We start from the raw sequence: 21,922 nt of genomic DNA, 5'->3' as shown, positions 1-21,922 counted from the left end.
CGGCTTCGTGGCGTCGCCCTTTTGATCGATCACATCACTGCACGGTCCAGGCTTTCTCGATGGTCTGGCTGAGCTTGTTGCCGGCCAGATCAGTGGCGGTGACCCGGAGGTTCGCCGACGACGCTCCCGCCGGCGCGGCCGGGATCCGTGCGGTGACCGTGCCGTCCGGTCCCTGCGGGAACAGCGTGAGCCGTTGCCACGTCGTCCCGTCGTACGAGATCTCGGCGGTGGTGCGGAAGATACCCAGGCCGTGCACACCCGGCTGGTACGCCGGCTTGAGCTGGAGCCGGTCATCGGCCCGTTGGTAGTCGACCTGGACGAGCGGGAGCACCGATCGCCCGCTGGTCGGCTTGGACAGGAAATGCCACTCGGTGTGGGTCGCGGTCGAGGTCTTGGCCCAGCTGCTCGGACCACGCTTCTGGTCCAGCGTCAGGTCGTACCACGCGGCCTTGGCCGGCACCGCGAACTGTCCGACGGACCAGTCCTCGCTGCCGAGTTCGACACCGTTGCTGCTGAGCTTCATGCTCGTCGTGTCACCGCGGTCGCCCCAGCCGTAGACGGTGCGATCACCACTGACGTACTGCGGAATCGCGAACCGCAGCGCGTTCTCGTACCGCGCCGACGGCCAGCCCTGCACCTCGTTCCCGGCTCCCCCTCCGTCCGGAACAGCAGGACGCGTCAGCGATTCCCACCAGCTACGGTTCGCCTTCTCGTTCGGGCGGTAGCCGCGCGCGATCGTGTACTCGAAGCCGGACTCGTTCCAGTCCCCTGCCGACGTCTGCTCGTCCCAGAGGACGCCCTGCACGTCGCTGGCGAGGTAGTCGGTCCGCGTGACCGGTCCGGTGACGCCACGGATCGCGCTCAGGCCGGCCGGCACACCAGGTAGGTGCGCGATCCGCTCGTCGTTGTGCAGCTTGAACGCGTCGTTGCGCTGGAAGTCCGTGGTCACCACAGCCGGCCGCAGCTTCGCGACGTCATAGGTGAGCGGACCGCGTACGACCGACGGCCCGAGGACCACGTCGTACCGGTAGGTGCTGTCACGCAAGCCGTTCAGCTGCACGGACACCGGGCCCTTGGACAGCACGTCGAGCAACTGCCGGCCTTGCTCGGCGCGCAGCAGATAGAACGGGACGCCCTGGTTGGAACTGGTCGACCAGAAGCCAGGAATCTCGTTGTACATCAGGACGAACCGTGCCCCCGCCTCCTTGGCCGCGGTGATCTGCGCCGCCGTCTGACCGGAACCCCGGAAGCGCAGCAGAACCGCGGCATCCTTGGTCCCGGCCAGCTCGGCTGCCGTCCCGTCGCCTCCGTTCACCAGGGGCACTGTCATGCTGCCGACGTACGACGAGTCGAACGTCGTCTCGCTCGGGGTCGGCAACCGGAAGGTCCCGTCCACACCGGTGACGTCGGCGGTCAGCTCGGGCTGAGCGAGATCCCACCGCTGCACGACCTGGAAGGTGCCGTTGGCAACCTTCCCGAAGTCCTGCACGTAGATGCCGCCGGTGGCCCGTTGCGGCACCGTCCAGCCGGACACCGCGTCACGGGCGCCGACGGAGCGGTGCCAGGCGAACCCGACCTTCTGCGCGTCGGCCGGGCGCGGGGTCCTGATGGTGACCTTGTTCGCCGTACGGGCGTCGAAGCTGAAGGTCCGGTCGCCGTCGATCCACTCGTCCGGATCACCGAGCAACGAGTAAGACTCGGACCAGCCTGCCTGGTCGGCGCCGACCACGAACACCATGACGGCGTACCGTCCGGTCGGTACTTCGAGGGTCCGGCTGCCGGTGGCGCTGTCGAAGGCGACCACCTTCACCGCGCCGGTGTCCTGGTTCCACAGCTGCACGCCGCTGGACCCGCCCTTGAGACTGGCGGGCTTGCCGTCGCGACCGATCGCCTTCACGGTCACGGAGTTCAGCCGCCCACCGGCCGCGAACCCCAGCCCCGTCCGGTACGACGTGTGGCCGCTGCGGGCCGTGAGCACACCGGTGTACTTGGCCGGCTGGGTCTTCGCAAGGTCGAGGGTGACGGTGGCGGACGCCGTACCGCCGGCTGGGATGGTCAGCCGCGCAGGGCTCACCGTGACTGCCGCGTTCACCTTGCCGGGCGACTGCGCGCCGACGCTCAGGTCCAGCGTCACCTCCCGGGTGGAGTTGTTGCGATAAGCAACCGTACGGCTGACCGGCGCCGGGGCCGTCGTACCGCTCCAGGAAAGATCACCGAAGAACAGGCTGGCCGCATCCGGCAGGATCACCGGGTCTAGGGCGTTCGGGATGTCGATCCGGCCGAGGCCCTGCTGGGCGGGGGTCGCGTCCTTGGACGGCACCGCTGTCGCGGCGAGCACGGCCTTCAGCTGCTGACCGGACCAGTCCGGATGCCGCTGGGCCAGGATCGCTGCGGCACCGGCCACGTGTGGCGTGGCCATCGAGGTGCCGCTCAGCCTTGTGTAGTACTGGCCGAGCACGTGGCCTTGTTCGGTGCCGGCCGCGCGGGCGGCCGCGATCTCCACGCCGGGCGCGGTCACCTCGGGCTTCAGCGCACCGTCGCCGAGCCGCGGACCACGGCTGGAGAAACTCGCCAGCTTGTCGTCACGGTCGACGGCGCCCACGGTCAGCGCCTCCGACGCCGCACCGAGTGAACTGACGGAGTCCTCCGTACCGGCGTTGCCTGCGGCAACGACGAACAGCGCACCACTCGACTCTGACAACCTGTCGACGGCCTGGCTCATCGGGTCGGAGCCGTCGGACGGCTTGCCGCCAAGGCTCATGCTGACGATCTTGGCGCCCTGCTGGACCGCCCACTCCATGCCCGCGATCGCCTCGGAGTCGAGACCCTTGCCGCTGTTGTCGAGCACCTTGCCGATCAGCAGGTCGGCGCCCGGTGCGACCCCCTTGCGCTCGCCGTCGGACGCCGCACCGAGGCCGGCGACGATCGACGCGGTGTGGGTGCCGTGGCCGTGCAGGTCCTGGACCGGCTGGTCCGGGACGAAGCTCTGGGACGCGACAACCTGCTGGGCGAGGTCCGGGTGGCCCGCGTCATAGCCGGTGTCGAGCACCGCCACCTTGACGCCCTGGCCGTCGTACCCGGACCGCCAGGCGGCCGGGGCACCGATCTGTTGCGTGGACTGGTCGAGGGTCGCCTCGGTCCGGCCGTCGAGCCAGATCTTGGACACCTGGCTACCGGTCTTGAAGGTGGTCGGGCCGCTGATGCTGTTCCAGAACGTCTTCGCGTCGGCCTTCTCCACGCTGACCGCGGTGCTGCCGACGCTGGGGAGAGTACGGCGTACGGTCGCTGCCTGCGGGGCGGCCGGCGTACTGCGCAGGGTCGACGGCGCGGCCAGGAGAAGCGGGAGTTCGTCGCTGCTCGCGTCGTCGTACCCCTGCTCGACCAGGTCGGTGAGGTTGAAGAGGCGCTCGTCCAGGCGGCCCTCGCTCAGCAGTGGGTACGCCGAGGCCGGGACCACGCTGAGGTCGCCGTCGAAGCTGCCGAAGTAGTACGGCTCGTCGCTGGTCAGATGGGCCGAGACCTGGCCGTTGGAGCTCGTGGTCAGTTCGGCGACGTCACCGGTCACCAGCGTGATCCGGTGGGTGCTGCCGGCCGGCGTCGCGTGCGCGGTCGTGGCTCCGGCGTGGGCCGGGGTGGTCGCCAGCAGCAGGGAACCGGCGACCACCGCCGTCGCGAGCAGGCCCGCGGTGAGGCGGGGCGATCGAGTAGTCACGGGGCGGTCCTCCCGATGCCCCGACCCTCGCGAGGCCATCCTCGCGAGCCTGTCAGTCGCCCCCGGCCCGGTCCACCGATGCCGGTGACGGACTCCCGCCATGGCCGATTCTGGTCAGCCCCGCCTCCGTGGGTAAGGGGTCAGGCGAAACGCTTGGTGACCTGCTCGACGCGGTCCATCAGATCCAGGTCGTAGGCGACGCCGGGGACGTAGAAGATGACATAGTCGGCGCCGGCCTCGAGTGCGGCCTCGACCTTGTCGGCGATCTCGTCCTCGGTGCCGATCAGGTTGTCCCGGTCGAACTTCTCCCGGTTCATCGGGCCGAGTGCCTTCTCGGTCGCCTTCTGCGGGTCGTCACCCTTGTCGATCGGGAACACGTTGAAGTTGGTCGACTTGATGATCTCGTCGTAGTCGCGGCCGACGGTCTCGCAGTGGCCCCGCAGGATGGCCGCCTTCTCCTTGAACACCTCGGGGTTGCCCCCGCCGATGTTCGCCGCGTCGCCGTACTGCGCGACCAGCTTCAGCGTGACCTTCGGGCCACCCCCACCGATCCAGAACGAAGGGTGCGGCTTGCGCACGCCCTTCGGCTCGTTGATCGGCTCGTTGATCGAGTAGTGCTTGCCGTTGTAGACCGGCTTGTCCTCGGTCCACATCTTGTAGATGATCTCGGTGGCCTCCCGGAACGCGGCCATCCGCGGCGGGATGTCGGTCCACTCGTAGCCGTAGGCCTTCCATTCGTGCTCGTACCAGCCCGCGCCGATGCCGGCGTACAGGCGGCCGTGGCTGGCGACGTCGACGGTGGACGCGATCTTCGCGTACAGCGCGGGGTTGCGGTACCCGTTGCAGCCGACCATCTGGCCGATGTTCACCCGGCTGGTGTCGCGGGCCAGCGCGGCGGTCGCACTCCAGCACTCGAAGGTGGTGTTGTCACTGGGCTCCGGCACGGTGTGGAAGTGGTCGAACAACCAGATCGAGTCCCAGGACTGCTCATCGGCCCGCTTGGCGACGTCGGTCATCGCCTCCCACTGCTCCACCGGATCCGCGATCTGCGCCAGATCCATCTTCCAGCCCTGCGGTACGAAAATCCCGAAACGTGTAGTCATGCCCTTATCCTTTCCGGCCACGCCGGTCAGGGTCCATCACTCTGGCTACTGAATTCGTTCTCAATCAGACCACTCCAACTTCTGAATCCCGTCCGGCGTCGTACCGCCCGTGACCAAGTTCGACGACCTGTTCGCCACCGCCGTACCCCTGATCGCCCGCGGAGACCACCAGCGGGACGAACCTCCCCGCGAGGGCGGCCGCTGGCCCGTCAGCGTCATACTGCGTCCACCGACCGACAGCGACCTCGCCCAACGCCTGGACGCTGTCACAGCCGAGGCGGCGGAACTGGCCGGCCTGGGGCACTGGCAGACCGGTCAACTGGGATCGGCCCACCTCACCGTCCGCGCCCTGGAGGGCTACCGCGCCACCATCGCGCCGGACGACCCCGCGATCGAGCGCTATCTGTCCGCTCTGCGGCGGGCCACCGCTGGGTCGACTCGCTTCCGTGTCACCGGTCTCACCCTCACCCCGGGATCCGTGATGGCCTCCGCGATCCCCCTCGACGGAGCAGCCGACACCTTCATGGACCGGTTCGCCACCGAGCTCGGCCCCGACGACTGGTTCGAGCGCCCACACGGCCGCCGCGACATCTGGTACCTGAACCTGCTGCACTTCACCTCCGATATCGCGAACCCGCTGAAGTTGATCGACTGGGTGGCCGAGCGCCGCACCACCACGATCGGCGAGGTCGAGGTCGAGGCGCCCGAGCTCGTTCGTTTCTGCCTTCAGGACGGAGATCGCGCGCACATGCGGCCGATCGTGAGAGCGCTCTAGTTCCGGAACCGCTGAGGTCTTGACCGGCGGGTGGGGAGAGCTGAGAGTCAGGGCCGAACGCGGGTGTGAGGCTCGCGCGGAGTGGGGAGTCGGCCATGCGTGGTTTCCGTCAGACAGCACTGGTCGCGGCAGCGGCCCTGATCACCGGGCTACTCCCGCTGCCGGCGGTGGGCGCCGACGACCCGGCGCCGATCGTGCTGGCCGCGTTCGAAGGCGCGGAGCCGTTCGCGTTTCCGCCGAACCCCGGGATCTTCGGCTGGGGCAGCGACGCCGACGACCCGCCGACGATGGAGCTGCAGGCGCGCGCCGACGCGCCGTCCGGCGAGAAGGTGCTGCACGGCACCTACAACATCAGCGGGTACGGCGGATTCAGCCACGACGTGACGTTCGACCAGAACCCCGGCGACTGGTCCGCGCACAAGGGCATCCGGTTCTGGTGGTACGGCCAGAACACCGCACCACTGCCACCCGGCTCGGGCAAGCGGATCTTCTTCGAGATCAAGGACGGCGGCGCCAACGCCGAGGCCTCCGAACTGTGGAACACCAGCTTCACCGACGACTGGCAGGGCTGGCACCTGGTCGAGATCCCGTTCAGCGACCTGGTCTACCGCACCGACTTCCAGCCGGTCGGCGGCATCGACCAGGTGCTGAACCTGACCCAGATGTGGGGTTACGCGATCACCATGCCGGTCGGGTCCCCGGGGGAGTTCGCGATCGACCAGGTCGAGGTCTACGGCAAGGCCGATCCCGCACTGAAGGCGGGCGTCGGCACCGATGCCGGCGTCTACCCGGTCAAGGAAGGCGGGACCGCGCAGGTCAAGATCTCCGTCGCGACCACCGGCAGCACCCCGCTCGAGGAGCCGGTCACCGTCGAGTACCGCACCGGCACCGGGTCCGCCGGCGCCGACGACTACAACCCGGTCACCGGCACGATCACCTTCCCGGCCGGTACGGCGTCCGGCACCGCGCAGACCGTGGCCGTCACCACCCGCAAGGACCACTCCGCGGAGGCCGCCGAGACCATCCCGCTCGAGCTCACCGTCACCGGCGCGAAGGCACCGTCGACTCAGCCGGTCGTCGTCATCAACGCCCACGACCTGCCCTACCTGAGCAGCAAGCTCCCGGTGAAGAAGCGGGTCGCCGACCTGCTCGCCCGGATGACGACGGCCGAGAAGGTCGGCCAGATGACCCAGGCCGAGCGCAACGCACTCCGCTCGCGGACCGACATCGCGTCGTACGCGCTCGGCTCGCTGCTGTCCGGGGGTGGCTCGGTGCCGACGCCGAACACCCCGGCCGCGTGGGCGGCGATGATCGACAACTTCCAGCTCAACGCCCAGGCCACCCGGCTCCAGATCCCGCTGATCTATGGTGTCGACGCGGTGCACGGGCACAACAACGTGGTCGGCGCGACGATCCTGCCGCACAACATCGGCATCGGCGCGACCCGCGATCCGAACCTGGCCCGCCGGACCGGCGAGGTGACCGCGACCGAGGTGCGCGCGACCGGCATCCCGTGGGACTTCTCGCCGTGCGTCTGCGTGGTCCGCGACGACCGCTGGGGCCGGGCGTACGAGGGGTACGGCGAGGACCCGGCGCTGGTGCAGTCGATGGCGACCGTGATCACCGGCATGCAGGGCAAGGCGGACGGCAGCCAGCTCGCACAGAACACCCGTGTGCTGGCGACCGCGAAGCACTTCGTCGGCGACGGCGGTACGACGTACGGATCGTCGACCACCGGTAGCTACAAGATCGACCAAGGCATCACCGAGGTCACCCGTGAGCAGCTGGAGACGCTGCACCTGGCGCCGTTCGGAACGGCGGTGGATCTCGGGGTCGGGACCGTGATGCCGTCGTACTCCAGCGTCGCCATCGATGGCCAGGCTCCGGTCAAGATGCACGGCGACAGCGAGCTGATCAACGGCGTACTCAAGCAGCGGATGGGCTTCGACGGGTTCGTGATCAGCGACTGGCAGGCGATCGACCAGCTGCCCGGCGACTACGCGAGCGACATCCGGACCTCGATCGACGCCGGGCTCGACATGATCATGGTGCCGACCAACTACCAGGGCTTCACCCAGGGCCTGACCGACGAGATCGCCGCCGGCCGGGTGCCGATGGCCCGGGTCGACGACGCGGTCCGGCGGATCCTGACCGAGAAGTTCAAGCTCGGCCTGTTCGAGCACCCGTACGCCGACACGTCGCACCTCGCTGACATCGGGTCGGCCGCACATCGTGCGGTCGGGCGCGAGGCGGCCGCGAAGTCCCAGGTGCTGCTGAAGAACGACGGCAACCTGTTGCCGCTGGCATCCACCTCGAAGGTCTACGTGGCCGGCAGCAACGCGAACGACCTGGGCAACCAGATGGGCGGCTGGAGCATCACCTGGCAGGGCGGCTCCGGTACGACGACCACCGGTACGACAATCCTGGACGGGATCAAGCAGGTGGTGCCGACGGCAACGTTCAGCGCGGATGCCTCGGCTCCGCTGGAGGGTCACGACGTCGGCGTGGTCGTCGTCGGCGAACGCCCGTACGCCGAGGGGATCGGTGACGTCGGCAACGGTCACGACCTGCTGCTGTCGGACGCCGACAAGGCCGCGGTGGACAAGGTGTGCGGCGCGATGAAGTGCGTCGTGCTGATCGTGTCCGGCCGTCCGCAGGCGATCGCCGATCAGCTCGGCAAGATGAACGCGGTGGTCGCGTCGTGGCTGCCGGGCACCGAGGGCGCCGGGGTCGCGGACGTCCTGTTCGGCAAGCGGCCGTTCACCGGTCGGCTGCCGGTCACCTGGCCGCGTGCGGAAGCGCAGGAGCCGCTGAACGTCGGTGACGCCTCCTACGATCCGCAGTACCCCTACGGTTGGGGTTTGACCACCCAGGCGACGGCTCGGCAGAAGCTGACGGAGGCCCGGAACACCCTTCTGCAGAAGCACGATCCATATGCCCTGGCCGCCGCGGTCGCCGCCTCGGTAGCTCTCCAGGCGAAGGACTGGTCAGGGCCCCAGGCAACTGTTGCCCTCGCCGCTCTGACCCAGTCCGCCATGTACCTGGAGCGCACCAAGGCGGACTCCTTCACCGAGGGCGATGCGGTTGTCGGAGCGGCCCGCTGGATCGCTCAGAACCACATCGGTCAGAACGTCACAGAGCCGGCGTCCAAACTCACGTCGGACGCCGAGCACCTGCTCCTGACCGGACAGCTGAGTGCCGCCGTCAGCAAACTGACGGCGGCCTCCAAGCTCAGCTGATCGGCACGAGTTCCCGGTCGGGAACACTGGTTGCGGCCTGGCGGTGGAGACGGTTCGGCCACCAGGCCTTGCGGCCCAGGAGGACGAGGACGGAGGGAAGCATCACGATCCGGACCAGGGTCGCGTCGATGAGGACGGCGACGGCCAGGCCGATGCCCATCTGCTTCATCTCGAGCATGCCGAGGGTGGCGAACACGGCGAAGACCGACACCATCACCGCGGCCGCGCTGGTCACCACACCGGCCGACTCGGTGACGCCCTTGCGGACGGCCTCGCGAGGCGTCAGCCCTTCGGCCACTCCTTCGCGGATCCGGCCGAGGACGAACACGTGGTAGTCCATCGACAGCCCGACCAGGATCACGAACAGGAACAGCGGGATCCACGACACCACGAAGCCCGAGGACGTGAAACCGAGCAGCCCTTCGGCCCAGCTGTGCTGGAACACCAGCGCCAGTACCCCGAAGCACGCCGCCACCGAGGCGAGGTTGAGCACCGTGGTCAGCACCGCGATCGCCACGCTCCGGAACGTGATGGCCATCATCACCAGCGTCAGCGCCAGCACGAACGCGATCACCCACGGCAGCTTGTCCCGCTGATTGTTGCCATAGTCAACCGACTCGGCCTGCTCCCCGCCGACCGCCCAGGTCGGCACGGACCCGAGCGAGGCCGGTACGAAGTCCGACCGCAACTGGTTCAACGCGGTCTCGGCGTTCGCACTGCTCTCGGGCAAGACCGACACCAGCGTGAGAACCGCGGTCCCGTCCGCCTGCCGGATCGAGTCTCCTTGCGGTACGACGAACTTGCCGCTGCGTACTGCGGATTCCTGTAGCCCGGTCAACGCCGACACCGCATCCTCGCCACGCGCGACCACGTCGTACGAGAGACCGCCCTGCGACGGGAAGTTCTCCTGCAGGGCCTTGAACGTGCGTACCTCGGGGATGCTCTGGGGCAGCGTGTTCAGGTCGGACGGCTCGGTCTTCATCCCCAGTGCGGGTACGGCGAGAGCGGCCACGGCGAGGATCGACACGGACAGTGCCGCCCGCGGATGGCTCAGTACCGGAGCCAGGATGCGACGGCTGATCCCGCCGGGACCGATGCGCCGGTTCAGCCGCCAGAGCAGCGGGACGCGGGGCCGGTCGACCCGGTGCCCCAGCTTCGCGAGCAGCGCGGGCAGCACGGTCAAGGACCCGAGGACCGCCACGGCGACGACCACGATCGTTGCCGTTGCCATCGACGCGAATGTCATGTCCTGAGCGACGTACAGGCCGGCCATCGAGACGATCACGGCGAGGCCGGAGACGACGACCGAGTGACCCGAGGTCGCCGCGGCGATCTCGACGGCGTCCAGGGTGCTGCGACCCTTGCGCCGTTCCTCGCGTTCTCGCTTGAGGTAGAAGAGCGAGTAGTCGACGCCGACCGCCATGCCGATCAGCAGGACGACGTTGGCGACCGACCCGCCGTCGGGGAAGAGGAACGACAGCGGCGCGTAGAAGCCGAGCGCGGCGCCGACCGCCGAGAACGCCAGCAGGACAGGGATCCCGGCCGCGATCAGCGCACCGAACGCCAGCAGCATCAGCACGAACGTGATCGGCAGGCTGAGCTTCTCCGCCTTGGCGAGATCGGACCCGACCTGCTTCCAGATTCCCGCGTCCAGTGAGGCCGTGCCGGCCTGGGCGATGCTGAGGTCCGGGTTGGCCTGCTGCACCTCGGCGGTGGTGGCGACGACCTTCTCGATCGCGTCGGCCGCGTCGTCCGCCGTTCCCTTCAGCTCGATCGGCAGCAAGGCGGCCTTGCCGCTCTTCGCCCAGACCGGCTGACCGACCCCCTGGACCGAGTCCAGTGCGGTGAGTTTCTGCCGGAGCTGGGTCATCGCGGTCGTCGCGGCCGTCTTGTCCAGCGGACCGTCGGGATCGGTCAGGAGGACGGTCTCCGCGGGCCGGTCGCCCAGCCCGGCTTGCTCGATCATCTCGGCTGCCTGGCCGGACTGGCCGACCCAGGTGTCCTTGCTCTGCATCTGCTGCTTCGGGATGACCACCGACATCCCGACCGCGACGACGACGAGCAGCAGCCAAAGGCCGATCGCTCGCCATGGATGGATCGCACTCCACCGTGCAACCCGCACGGTCACGCCACCAGCGCTCACGCTGTCCCCACCTCTCGTTGTTCCGGACACAACGAGCCTCGTGGGACGGCGGGCGGAACTCAGGAGCGCTGAGTCCCCCGGCCGGGTGGACCTAGGTCTACCCCGCGACCGGTTCCGCGGTGCGGGCGCGGAGGCGGCGGAGCATCCGGGCATCCTCGAAGCCGACAGTGCGAGCGGCTGCCTCGACGGTGGCACCGTGGCCGATCAGGTGTTCGGCCCGCTCGAGGCGGAGGAGTTGCTGGTACCGCAGCGGGGTCAGACCCGTGGCATTGGTGAAGATCCGGGTCAGGGTCCGTTCGCTCACGCCCACCTCGTGCGCGAGCTCGGCGAGCAGGAGGCGGTCGGCGTACCGGGCGTCGATGACGTCCTGCACCCGGTGGGCGAGGTCGCTCAGGTGACCCCGGTGCCGCAGCATCACGCTGTCCTGCAGTTCGTCGCCGTTCCGCCGCGCGTACACGACCATCTCCCGCGCCACCCGGGCCGCCGCCTCGGCGCCCCGCTCGACCGCGACCAGGTGCAGCGCCAGGTCGATCCCGCTCGCGATCCCGGCGGAGGTGATGACGCGGTCGTCCACGACGTACAGGACGTCCCGCACGATGGTCGCCTTCGGGTACCGCGCAGCCAGCTCCTCGGTCAGGTCGTGGTGCGTGGTGTAGCGGTGGCCGTCGAGTAGCCCAGCGGCGCCGAGTGCATCGGCACCGGAACACACGCTGGCCACCGATCCCCCGGCTGCGTGATGATTGCGCAACCGCTGCCTGGTCTCGGGCCCGATCGGCGGCAGCGGCGACAACCGCGGCGACCGCCAGCCGGGTACGACGATCAGGTCGCCCGGATCGAGGTCGGGCCAGTCCAGCCGCGCCTTCACGGGCACGCCCTGGGCCGTGGCGATCTCCTCGACCTCCGCCACGTAGCTCAGCTGGTAGCCGTAGCCGAGATCGTTCGCGGTCGAGAAGACCTGCGCCGGCCCGGCCAGATCCAGCAGGTGCAGCTTCGGCACCAGCAGGAAGACGACCCGAGTACTACTCATGATCTGGTCAGGATGACACGGGTACGCCGGTCAGTTCGTCGAGTGTCCGAATGGTGGCGAACCGGCCCGCCAGCGCATACTCGGTCCGCTCGGTGACGAGCTCGGGACTGAGCGTGCGCGGATCCGCAAGGATGTCGTCCAGCGTCGCGTCGCCCGGCATCGTCCAGTGCGGCAACGGGGTCGTCGCCGTGGCCTCGGTGACGAACACGACGTCGTATCCGAGGTCCGAGGCGATCCGGGTGGTGGTCTCGCAGCACTGCTCGGTCCGGATGCCGCCGATCACCAACTCGGTGACGCCGTGCTGGGTCAGGAGTTGCTGCAGATTCGTTGTGGTGAAGGCGTTGTGCGAGGTCTTGGTGATGACCGGCTCGCCGTCGATCGGCTCGAGCCCTTCGATCAGCCGGACGTGGCCGTTGGCCGGATCGAACGCGCCGCCGGTGCCCGGCTCGGTGTGGAGCACCCAGACGACGAGGTCGCCCTGGTCCCGGGCGGCGCGGACCAGGCGGCCGACCCGGTCGGCGATATCGGGGTGGTTGACGGCCTGCCAGTTCGGCCGGACGCGGAAGGACTCCTGGACGTCGATCACGATCAGTGCGGTTGCGCTCATACCGTCCATGCTCGCGTGCTGCCGGCGTACCGGAGAAGACCCGATCGGGGCCGGGACCGGACCGATCCGGTCAGCGGGCGGCGTACCTTTCGATCCCCGTGCAGTCATCGGACGAATTCAAACTGTTACGAACTGTTCCAAACACTGGACACCCGTGCGTATCGTGCCCGGGTCGGCGTGGAAACGCTCTCGCCGACGACCGTCGACTCAGTGAGGGGAAATGCGATGCCCGACCACCTGCCCCGCCGCCAGGTCCTGCGTACGGCCGGCGCCCTGGGTCTGGGTGCCGCCGCCGCGGGCGCTCTGAGCAGTACCGCGGAGGCGACCACCCAGACCGGTTCGGCCGCTGGTACGCCGGATAAGTTGGCCGCCATGGGCGCACACCACGGCAAGCTGGAGATCCGCAAGGACCCGTTCGGCACCACCCCGGAGGGCGTTGCGGTGGACGTCTACACGTTCACCAACGGCCGGGTCACGATCTCGATGCTGACCTGGGGTGCCACCATCCAGCGGGTCGAGACCCCGGACCGGCGCGGCCGGACCAAGAACATCAGCCTGGGCTTCGACAACCTGCCCGACTACGCGGCCCTCAGCCCGTACTTCGGCGCCACCATCGGCCGCTACGGCAACCGGATCGCGAAGGGCCGGTTCACGCTGGACGGGACGACGTACCAGATCCCGGTCAACAACGGCGAGAACGCGTTGCACGGCGGCACCATCGGCTTCGACAAGAAGGTGTGGAAGGCCAAGACCGTCCGCACCGACGACTCGGTCGGGGTCGCGTTCAGCTACGTCAGCCCGGACGGCGAGATGGGCTTCCCGGGTGAGCTCAGCACCACGGTGACCTACACGCTGGACCGGCGCGACAACCTGCGGATCGACTACCACGCGACCGTCGCGGGCAAGCCGACCGTGGTGAACCTGACCAACCACGTGTACTTCAACCTGGCGGGTGAGGGCAGCGGCTCCATCGACGGCCATGTGCTCGAGCTGAAAGCACCGTCGTACACCCCGGTCGACGCCGGCCTGATCCCGACCGGTGAGATCGCCCCGGTCGCGGGTACGCCGTTCGACTTCAACAAGCCGACCGCGATCGGCGCCCGGCTGCGCGGCGACCACCCGCAACTCATCGTCGGCCGCGGCTACGACCACAACTTCGTCCTCGGCGGCGAGACCGATCACGACGGCCTCCGCTTCGCCGCCCGCTTCTGGGAGCCCGAGGACGGCCGCACCGTCACGGTCCACACCGACCAACCGGGCGCGCAGTTCTACAGCGGCAACTTCCTCGACGGCACGTTCCTGGGCATCGGAAACAAGGCCTACCGCCAGGGCGACGCCTTCGCCTTCGAGACCCAGCACTTCCCGGACTCCCCCAACCAGCCCAACTTCCCGTCCACGGTCCTCCGCCCCGGCCAGACCTACGCGACCACCACCATCTACACCTTCGGCACCAAGTAGCACCCGTACCGAAGGACAGGAGGTAGTCCGGCCGGCCGGACTGCCGCAGGCTCACGCAGCGAGGTGGTCCCGTCACCGACGGGACCACCTCCTGTCCTTAGGTACCTCACGCATTGCCTGCACCGGTGAACGGGCGCAGGCTGGCGGTAGAGGGTGGGTGACGGGTTGTGGCGAGGGGGGCCCTGGCAGAACCGGCCCGCGGCCCGGGGCCGTGGGCGTTGTGGACGACCGTCGTGGCCGGGTTCGGCACGCTGGTCGTCTCGGTCGCCCTCGCGCTCGCGGGCGACGAACTGGTGCGGCCCGGCCTGCAGGCGCTGCTGTTCAACTGGATCACCATCCCCTACCTGATCAGCGGGACCATCGCCTGGTGGCGCCGGCCGGACAGCCGGCTCGGTCCCCTGATGATCGCGACCGGATTCGTGATGGCCCTGACCGCCTTGCAGTGGTCGACGGTGCCTGCCCTGCTCTCCATCGGTCATCTGCTCGACCTTGTGCCTGCAGCGATGTTCCTGCACGTGTTCCTCGCCTACCCCACCGGACGGGTGGTCGGGCGTCCCCGCCAGCTGGTCGTCGTCTGTGGCTACGTGACAGCGGTGGTCCTGCAGCTCGCGAAGATCGTGCTCGGGATCAATCCGGAGAGCCTCTTCACCGTGGCGACCAGACCTCTCCTGGCGGCCCGGATCGAACAGGTCCAGCTGATCACCATGAGCGTTCTGCTCCTGACGGGCACCGTTCTGCTCTTCGTACGACGACCTGCCGCGGGCGGCACGCGCAGACGTCCGGTGACGCTATTGGTGGACACGTTCGGACTCGCATTGATCGCCCTCGCCGTCCTGTTCATCGCAGGTCTGCGCGGCTGGCCGCAGATCGAAACTGTCCGCCACATCGCCTTCGCCGCACTCGGGCTCGCCCCGGTCGCGTTCCTGCTCGGCCTGCTGGATGCCCGGCTGGCCCGGACCGACGTCGGCGCGCTCCTGATGGAGTTGCGCGCCCACCCGGCCGACGATCTGCGCGAACCACTGGCGCGGGCACTGCACGATCCCTCCCTGACGCTTGCGTATTGGTTGCCCCAGTACGGCACCTGGGCGGACCACGAGGGACGGGCCATCACGTTGCGGGGAGCCGAGGACGGGCGGGCGACGCGGGTCATCAACCGGGACGGCGAACCGATCATCGCGCTGGAGTTCGACCGGTCGCTCGAGGACGAGCGGGAGTTGCTGGACGCCGTCGCCGCGGCGGCGGGCATCGCGTTGGAGAACAACCGCCTCCAGGTGGAACTCCGCGCCCGGCTGCAAGAGCTGCAGGGATCACGGGCCCGGGTCATCGACGCCGGCCAGAAAGAGCGGCAGCGACTCGAGCGCAATCTCCACGACGGCGCCCAGCAGCGGTTGGTTGCCCTGTCGCTCGAACTCGGTCTGCTCGCCGGCAGCTCCGGGGGCGAGACCTCGGAACGGCTGCTGCAGGCCAAGCGTGAGGTCAGCGTCTCGCTCGACGAGTTGCGAGATGTTGCCCGCGGCATCCATCCTGCCGTACTCACCGGTCACGGGCTGGCCGTCGCGCTGGAGTCGCTGGCCGCACAGGCCGCCGTACCCGTCGAACTCGAGGTCGCGGTCGGCGGACGGCTGACCGAGCGGATCGAGGTCGCCGCGTACTACGTCGTCAGCGAGAGCCTGACCAACATCGCCAAACACGCCCACGCGACCGTGGCCTCGGTCCACGTCACGCGCTCGGCGGACACGGTCGTGGTCGAGGTGGTCGACGACGGCGTCGGCGGGGCGGACACCGAGCGCGGGACCGGGCTTCGCGGACTCGCCGATCGGGTCGAGGCGGTCGGAGGCCGGCTGCGGATCTGGAGCCCGGCCGGGGACGGGACCCGGCTCGAAGCGGAGTTCCCGTGCGAGTAGCGATCGCCGAGGACAGCGTGCTGCTGCGCGAGGGGCTCACCCGGATCCTGACTGGCGCCGGCCTCGAGGTGGTCGCGGCGTACGACAACGCCGACGACCTGCTGCGGTACGTCCGCAGCTTCCCGCCGCAGGTCGCGATCCTCGACATCCGATTGCCGCCGACGCACAACGACGAAGGGATGCGCGCCGCACTGCAGATCCGCGCGCAGTATCCGGGGGTCGGCGTACTCGTGCTGTCGCAGTACCTCGAACTCGGTCTCGCGATGCAGCTGCTGTCGGAGTCCGCTGAGGGCGTCGGCTACCTGCTCAAGGACCGGATCAGCGACGTCGAGGACTTCGTCGCCGCGGTACGGCGGGTGGCCACCGGCGGCTCGGCCATCGACCCGAAGATCGTCTCCACCCTGCTGAAGCGCCGGCGTGGTGACGATCCGCTCGCGGTGCTCACGCCGCGCGAGCGCGAGGCGCTGGAGCTGATGGCGACCGGCGCCTCCAACCAGGGCATCGCGGACGCACTGACGATCACGCTCCGCGCCGCGGAGAAGTACGTGTCCGGCATCTTCACCAAGCTCGGCATCCCGTCCACCCGCAGCGAATCCCGCCGGGTGCTGGCCGTGCTGCTCTACCTGCGCGCCTGACACCAGAAACCCGAACCATTCCTCCACCGGTCGACCGGTCTCCCGAACGCGCCCAGGAGCGCGAGTCTCGGACGTAGACCGAGTCCCTGGAGGAGCAGTGCACAAGTCCCGCGTGATCCAGAACGACCCCGAGCCTCCACGCCGGCCGAACCAAGACCCAAGTCCACAGCCGCCCCCGATCCGCAGGAGAACCGTCATGACCTTCATCCGCAATCACCCCGTGCTCAGCTTCTTCGTGCTCGCCTACGTCCTCGCCTGGGGAGCCGTCCCGTTCGGGAGCTTCTTCGCCCCGGGCGCCCTGGTCGCCGCCGTCGTCATCGTGTTCCTCACCGAGGGCCTCGCCGGTCTGCGAGCCCTCGGCGCCCGGGTGATCCGCTGGCGGGTCCGCTGGGTCTGGTATCTCGTCGCGATCGCCGTACCGCTCGCCGTCCACTTCGTCACGATCTCGCTCAACCAGGCGCTGGGCGCACCGGTTCCGAACACCGGGCAGTTCACGCCTTGGTACGGCCTGGCGATGGTCGTCGGCATGATCATGGTCGACCCGACCGGTGGCCCGTTCAGTGAGGAACCGAGCTTCCGCGGCTACGCGCAGCCGAAGCTGCAGGCCACCCGCACTCCGCTCGCGGCGACCGCGATCCTGGCCGTGGCGATCACCGGCTGGCACGCGCCGCTGTTCTTCATCTCCTCGTTCGGGCTCCAGCCCTTCGAGGCCCTGACCACCGTCGCTGTCACGTTCTGGTACGCGTGGCTGTTCAACCACGCAGCCGGCAGCGTGCTCATCACCCTCATCGCCCACGCCACCGAAGGCAGCGTCAACACCAGCGAACTCTGGCCGACCGGCTCCGCCGACCTGACCCGCGAGACCTGGCTGTACGTCGGCGTGTGGTGGGCAGTCGCCATCGGGCTCCTGATCGTGAGCCGCCGCTTCTGGACCAGCCCCGCACCAGCCGCCGCAGTCGACAACCAGCCCCCAACCCATGCCAAGGAGACAGTCTCATGACCACCACACCGAGCCTTACGCCAACAGTCCAGCGCTCGTGGAGCGGCCGCCGTACTCTGCTGGTTGTCGTCGGCGCCTTCTTCGGCATGGTCAGCCTCATCCTGTTCGCGATCGGCGGCTTCGGCCTCTGGGCGCAGCAGCAACGCGACAACGGCTACTTCACCGCCGGGCCCGAGCGCGTCACGACCAGCTCCTACGCTCTGCTGGCGCCGTCACTCGATGTCGGGGGCACCGGGCCGGACGCCTTGTACGCCGACGACTTCCTCGGTGAGGTCCGCATCGACATCGAGTCGAAGAACGGCACGCCGGTGTTCGTCGGGATCGGTCCGGCTGCCGAGGTTGCGACGTACCTGAACGGCGTGAGCCACGACGAGGTCGCGGACTTCGACGTCGATCCGTTCAAGCTGTCGACCACAGCACACGCCGGAGACAAGCCCCTTGCCACACCCGCCGACCAGTCGTTCTGGGCCGCTTCCGGCTCCACAACCCTCGACTGGAAGGCCGTCGGAGGCGACTGGTCGGTCGTCATCATGAACGCCGACGGTTCGCCGAACGTCGACGCCGAGCTCAGCCTGGGCGGCACCCTGCCCGCGGTCGAGGGCATCACCATCGGATCCCTCATCGGCGCGGTCCTGATGCTGCTCATCGCAGCCGCCTTCATCGTCCCGACCATCGCGACCCGCCCTTCCCCATCGACTCGCTGAGCAGCGGGCAAGGGTTACCTAAGTCGCTTAGGGTCGAAGACATGTCGGAGCCGGTGCTGGAGATTCCGTTCGAGGATGCCTTTCAGTTCGATCCCTCGCCTACGTTCGCCGAGCTGCGGGAGAACCGTCCCGTGGCTCGGGTGCGGACGCTGGCGGGGGCCGAGGTCTGGCTGGTGACGCGGTACGACGACGTACGGATGGTGCTCGCGGACCCGCGGTTCTCGCGGGCCGCGGTGGTCAAGCAAGGAGCACCCCGGGTCGCGCTGGCGAAGCCGATGCCGAACAGCCTGACCACGACCGACCCGCCCGAGCACACCCGGTTGCGCAGGCTGGTCGTGCCGACCTTCGCGCATCGGAAGATCGAGCAGACCCGGCCGTGGGTCGAGGAGTTGTCGGCTCAGCTCGCGGAAGATGTCGCGGCGGCCGGCGACGGTGCGGACATCCGGCAACTGGTCGCGTTGCCCCTGCCGATCCAGGTGATCTGCCAACTGCTCGGCGTGCCGTACGCGGACCGCGCGCAGTTCCGTGAGTGGACCGAGCTCGGGTACAGCATGAAGATGGCGGAGAAGGACCTGGTCGAGGACGCGATGACCAACCTGACGGCGTACATCGAGGACCTGGTCACGAAGAAGCTGGCGAACACCGACCAGCCCGCGGAAGACCTGCTGGACGAACTGGTCCGGGCCCGCGAGGAGGGCGACCGGCTCAGCCAGGAAGAGCTGATCGCGTTTGGTGTGAATCTGCTGGTCGCCGGCCACGAGACTTCGGCGAACCAGATCTCGAGCTGCGTCGCGACCCTGCTGCGCTGGCCGGAAAACTGGGCCAAGCTGGTCGCCGATCCCACTCTGGTCCCGTCCGCGATCGAGGAGCTGCTGCGCTTCAACCGCTTCAGCGAGGTCGGCCAGTTGCGCGTCGCACTCGAGGACGTCGAGCTGCACGGCGTACGGATCAAGGCAGGGGAAGGCGTGATGGCCGCGCTGAACTCGGCCAACCGGGATCCCCGCGCGTACGACGCTCCCGACGAGCTGCGGCTGGACCGGAAGGACAACAAGCACCTGTCGTTCGGGTTCGGGCCGCACTTCTGCCTCGGGGCACAGCTGGCCCGGATCGAACTGCAGGAGTCGTTGCTGGCCCTGGTACGACGGTTCCCGCGGATGAGCCTGGCCAAGCCGGCCGAGGACCTCGAGTGGCGCCGCGTCCTGGTCAGCGGCCTCGCGGAACTACCGGTCAACCTCGGGAACTGAACCCGCGCCGGGGTGCGGCCGGCGCGGGGTCCGTCAGTTCTGTGACGTGAACGCGAGGCCGTGCTCGGCCTCGTACTGCTCGATGAAGCGTGCGGCCATCGGCTCGCTGGACGCGATCGCGTCGGCGAGCTTCTTCGCCGTACGCTCGTGCCCCTCCGGCCAGTCGGACAGCAGCGCCCACGCCCGCATCCGCTTCTTCTCCAGTGCGGTCGGTTCGGCGGCCGGCTCGTCGATCTTCATCGACTCCATCGCCGGCTTCGCCACCACCGACTCGTCCACGACCGACTTCCGCACCGGAGGTTCGGCGGGGGCCGTCGTGATCAGCGCCGGCGGCTGGGTGTCCGTCGCGTCCGCGAACGGCGACGGCGGCTGCGGCTTCTGCACCACCGGCTCGGCCTTCGGCTGCGGCGCCAGCGGCTTGAGCTTGCCATTCACCGACCCTGTGACCGACCCGCTCACCGACCCGTTCACCGCACCGTTGGACGCGCCGTTCTGGACGACGTGCTCCGGCTCGCTCTCGTCCTCGACGACGACCGCCTCGGCGACCGACTCGTCGTTGGGGACCTGGTAGTCGACAGCCATCAGCTCGCCGGTCCAGGCGTCCTCGTCGCGCAACGACACCCCGGTGCCCTCGGCCCGGCGCGGCTGCCCACCCTCGAGCACCCAGACCGCGGCCGGTACGGCGGGACGCTCCTCGGGCTCCGGCGGCGGCGAGATCGCCTTGGTCAGCTTGCTGGTGATGACCTCGTAGTTGATCCGCTCCTCGAGCATCCCGGCCAGCCGGTCCGGGTCGTACGTCGTCTCGGCGATCTTCGCCAGCCGCTCGTCCTGGTGCTCGGAACGGATGTACTCGGCAACGGTCCCGGCGATGGCGTCGCGCCGGGACTTGTTCCGGATCTGGTGATGGGCGGCGCGCAGGCTCTCGTACAGGCTGTACCCGTGCTCGATCGCCAGCGACCGCGCCAGCCAGGTCACGCGCGGCTCGCGCACCCACTGGACCACGCCGTACACCGGGCCGGTCTCGCGCATCTGCCCCGCCCGGCGCAGCGCGTCGCGGCGGCGGGCCGAGCTGTGGATCAGCCAGAGCACGTAGGCGAACGCGGACAGGCCGCCGAAGCCGAAGGCGAGGAACCGCTCCTCCGGACGCCAGTGACCGACGACGTTGAAGACGACCGCGACCAGCGCCGCGAAGAACGACATCGCGCGGTAGGCGTAGGCCTGCTCACCCTTGCGCCGGCGCAGGTCGGCCAGCGCGGCGGTGGCGACACCACCGAGCTCGAGCACGGCCACCGCGGGCGTCACGACGGCGATCTTGAGGAACTGCGAGAAGCCTTCCTCGGGCCAGGGGATATGGGTCACGCCGGCCCAGACCTGGCCGACTAGTGCGGCCGCGGCCGCAGTGGCGTAGAAGGCATAGGCGACCTTGTCCGCACCGGTAAGGGGTACGTTCGCCAGTTCGCCAGTACTGGGATTGCTGGTGTTCTCCTGCAAGACGTGGTCTCCTGACCGGTTTGGGCTCTCCGGCAGTTCGTCGGGATGGATGCGGTGGCTCGGTAGGCCTCCCCCAAGGACCGCTGAACGAGGCTACCGGTTTCCGGCCCCAGAAGGGGAGGCGAATCCGGAAACATTGCGAACCTCCCCACTCCGTCCGGACTTCACACCTCGAATCCAGATGATTTGTCCGAGCCCGGCTCCTAGGGTCGGCATGGTGCAGACCCTGCGATCGTTGCCTGACCCACGCGCTCTGAGCGCCCACCTCGGCGAGCTCTACGGCATCCGCTTCACCGGCTGCGAGCTGCTCCGGTCGCTGGTCAACGACGTCTATGTACTGACCACCGGAGACGCGCGGTACGTCCTCAAGCTCTATCGGTACGACGGACGCCACCCGGACGAAATCCGTTGGGAGGCAGGGCTTTCGGAACATGTGCGGTCCACCGGACTGCTCGTTCCAGCAATTCGTCCGTTGCCTTCCGGTGACCTTGTCGGCGTCCTCGATGCACCTGAGGGACCACGGCCGTTCACCCTGTCCGAGTTCGTCGACGGCACCACCCCGCGACCGCCGTTCGACGACGATCTGTACGCTGCCTTCGGCGCGCAACTCGCCGCGTTCCACGATGCCGCCGACAACTACTCGTCGCCGTACCGGCGTCGTCCGGCGGATGTCGCCCATCGGCTCGACGAACCGCTCGAACAGATCCTCGCGATCGACCGCGCGGAGGAAAACCTGCTCCGCGAACTCGCGGCCGCAGTACGGAACAACGTCGCGCAGTACTCCGACCATGGTGTCTGCCATGGCGACGTGACTCTCGACAACGTTTTGCTGACACCGCAGGGACTGCTCTTGCTCGACTTCGACCTCGCCGCGATCGGC

General features: G+C 68.8%; 15 protein-coding genes. 9 read left to right on the top strand and 6 right to left on the bottom strand.

Translation table 11 applies throughout. The features are described 5' to 3' along the window. Positions 1-34 precede the first annotated feature (34 nt). Entirely contained in the window at positions 35-3,712 is a 3,678-nt protein-coding gene (locus tag AB0I34_RS27395) for a S8 family serine peptidase (RefSeq protein WP_360450265.1), read from the bottom strand. A 140-nt stretch (positions 3,713-3,852) separates the two neighbouring features. After that, positions 3,853-4,815 (bottom strand): LLM class F420-dependent oxidoreductase, encoded by a 963-nt coding sequence (locus AB0I34_RS27390; RefSeq protein WP_360450263.1) that lies wholly within the window; start codon positions 4,813-4,815, stop codon positions 3,853-3,855. Between the two features lie 109 nt (positions 4,816-4,924). On the opposite strand from AB0I34_RS27390, the gene AB0I34_RS27385 reads away from it, so the two are divergent. Both AB0I34_RS27385 and AB0I34_RS27380 read left to right on the top strand, forming a co-directional pair. Next, positions 4,925-5,590, top strand: a complete 666-nt coding sequence (locus AB0I34_RS27385; protein WP_360450260.1) for a hypothetical protein — start codon at positions 4,925-4,927, stop codon at positions 5,588-5,590. 95 nt (positions 5,591-5,685) lie between these two features. Continuing rightward, on the top strand, positions 5,686-8,829 hold the full coding sequence (locus tag AB0I34_RS27380) for a glycoside hydrolase family 3 N-terminal domain-containing protein (RefSeq protein WP_360450257.1): 3,144 nt from the start codon (positions 5,686-5,688) through the stop codon (positions 8,827-8,829). On the opposite strand, the gene AB0I34_RS27375 is transcribed toward AB0I34_RS27380, so the two are convergent. The 3 genes from AB0I34_RS27375 to AB0I34_RS27365 all read right to left on the bottom strand — a co-directional run bounded on the left by AB0I34_RS27375 (position 8,822) and on the right by AB0I34_RS27365 (position 12,606). After that, the gene (locus tag AB0I34_RS27375; protein WP_360450254.1) at positions 8,822-10,972 is read right to left on the bottom strand and encodes an MMPL family transporter; all 2,151 of its coding nucleotides are present in this window, start codon (positions 10,970-10,972) and stop codon (positions 8,822-8,824) included. The genes AB0I34_RS27380 and AB0I34_RS27375 overlap by 8 nt on opposite strands. 97 nt (positions 10,973-11,069) lie before the next feature. Then, the gene (locus AB0I34_RS27370; RefSeq protein ID WP_360450252.1) at positions 11,070-11,999 is read right to left on the bottom strand and encodes a DJ-1/PfpI family protein; all 930 of its coding nucleotides are present in this window, start codon (positions 11,997-11,999) and stop codon (positions 11,070-11,072) included. A gap of 7 nt (positions 12,000-12,006) precedes the next feature. Then, complete coding sequence (locus AB0I34_RS27365) at positions 12,007-12,606, bottom strand: cysteine hydrolase family protein (protein ID WP_360450249.1); 600 nt, start codon at positions 12,604-12,606, stop codon at positions 12,007-12,009. Between the two features lie 225 nt (positions 12,607-12,831). Here AB0I34_RS27365 and AB0I34_RS27360 point away from each other — a divergent pair, with 225 nt between their 5' ends. From AB0I34_RS27360 to AB0I34_RS27335, 6 genes are all read left to right on the top strand, one after another. Beyond that, positions 12,832-14,064, top strand: a complete 1,233-nt coding sequence (locus AB0I34_RS27360; protein WP_360450246.1) for an aldose epimerase family protein — start codon at positions 12,832-12,834, stop codon at positions 14,062-14,064. A gap of 167 nt (positions 14,065-14,231) precedes the next feature. Next, positions 14,232-15,968: a histidine kinase gene (locus tag AB0I34_RS27355; protein ID WP_360450244.1), complete on the top strand. Its 1,737-nt coding sequence runs from the start codon at positions 14,232-14,234 to the stop codon at positions 15,966-15,968. Then, positions 15,959-16,603 (top strand): response regulator transcription factor, encoded by a 645-nt coding sequence (locus tag AB0I34_RS27350; protein WP_360450241.1) that lies wholly within the window; start codon positions 15,959-15,961, stop codon positions 16,601-16,603. Before AB0I34_RS27355 ends, AB0I34_RS27350 begins: the two co-directional genes overlap by 10 nt. Positions 16,604-16,799: 196 nt before the next feature. Beyond that, complete coding sequence (locus AB0I34_RS27345) at positions 16,800-17,603, top strand: CPBP family glutamic-type intramembrane protease (protein ID WP_360450238.1); 804 nt, start codon at positions 16,800-16,802, stop codon at positions 17,601-17,603. Next, positions 17,600-18,307 (top strand): hypothetical protein, encoded by a 708-nt coding sequence (locus AB0I34_RS27340; RefSeq protein ID WP_360450235.1) that lies wholly within the window; start codon positions 17,600-17,602, stop codon positions 18,305-18,307. The genes AB0I34_RS27345 and AB0I34_RS27340 overlap by 4 nt, the downstream gene beginning before the upstream one ends. A 41-nt stretch (positions 18,308-18,348) precedes the next feature. Then, the gene (locus AB0I34_RS27335) at positions 18,349-19,551 is read left to right on the top strand and encodes a cytochrome P450 (protein WP_360450232.1); all 1,203 of its coding nucleotides are present in this window, start codon (positions 18,349-18,351) and stop codon (positions 19,549-19,551) included. Between the two features lie 33 nt (positions 19,552-19,584). Here AB0I34_RS27335 and AB0I34_RS27330 read toward each other — a convergent pair whose 3' ends face one another. Continuing rightward, complete coding sequence (locus AB0I34_RS27330; protein ID WP_360450229.1) at positions 19,585-21,042, bottom strand: hypothetical protein; 1,458 nt, start codon at positions 21,040-21,042, stop codon at positions 19,585-19,587. 214 nt (positions 21,043-21,256) lie between these two features. Here AB0I34_RS27330 and AB0I34_RS27325 point away from each other — a divergent pair. Then, a partial coding sequence (locus tag AB0I34_RS27325) for a phosphotransferase (protein WP_360450226.1) occupies positions 21,257-21,922 on the top strand: 666 nt, incomplete at its 3' end.

The sequence above is a fragment of the Kribbella sp. NPDC050281 genome, from assembly GCF_040655855.1.
Lineage (GTDB): Bacteria > Actinomycetota > Actinomycetes > Propionibacteriales > Kribbellaceae > Kribbella.
The sequence above is the reverse complement of the archived record's forward strand: the minus strand, read 5'-3'. Positions and strand labels throughout refer to the sequence as shown.

Excerpts from the sequence above, each read along its gene's own strand:
- AB0I34_RS27380 (WP_360450257.1), top strand. The coding sequence starts at position 5,686 with ATGCGTGGTTTCCGTCAGACAGCACTGGTCGCGGCAGCGGCCCTGATC.
- AB0I34_RS27360 (WP_360450246.1), top strand. The coding sequence starts at position 12,832 with ATGCCCGACCACCTGCCCCGCCGCCAGGTCCTGCGTACGGCCGGCGCC.
- AB0I34_RS27390 (WP_360450263.1), bottom strand. The coding sequence starts at position 4,815 with ATGACTACACGTTTCGGGATTTTCGTACCGCAGGGCTGGAAGATGGAT.
- AB0I34_RS27340 (WP_360450235.1), top strand. The coding sequence starts at position 17,600 with ATGACCACCACACCGAGCCTTACGCCAACAGTCCAGCGCTCGTGGAGC.
- AB0I34_RS27365 (WP_360450249.1), bottom strand. The coding sequence starts at position 12,606 with ATGAGCGCAACCGCACTGATCGTGATCGACGTCCAGGAGTCCTTCCGC.
- AB0I34_RS27345 (WP_360450238.1), top strand. The coding sequence starts at position 16,800 with ATGACCTTCATCCGCAATCACCCCGTGCTCAGCTTCTTCGTGCTCGCC.
- AB0I34_RS27370 (WP_360450252.1), bottom strand. The coding sequence starts at position 11,999 with ATGAGTAGTACTCGGGTCGTCTTCCTGCTGGTGCCGAAGCTGCACCTG.
- AB0I34_RS27335 (WP_360450232.1), top strand. The coding sequence starts at position 18,349 with ATGTCGGAGCCGGTGCTGGAGATTCCGTTCGAGGATGCCTTTCAGTTC.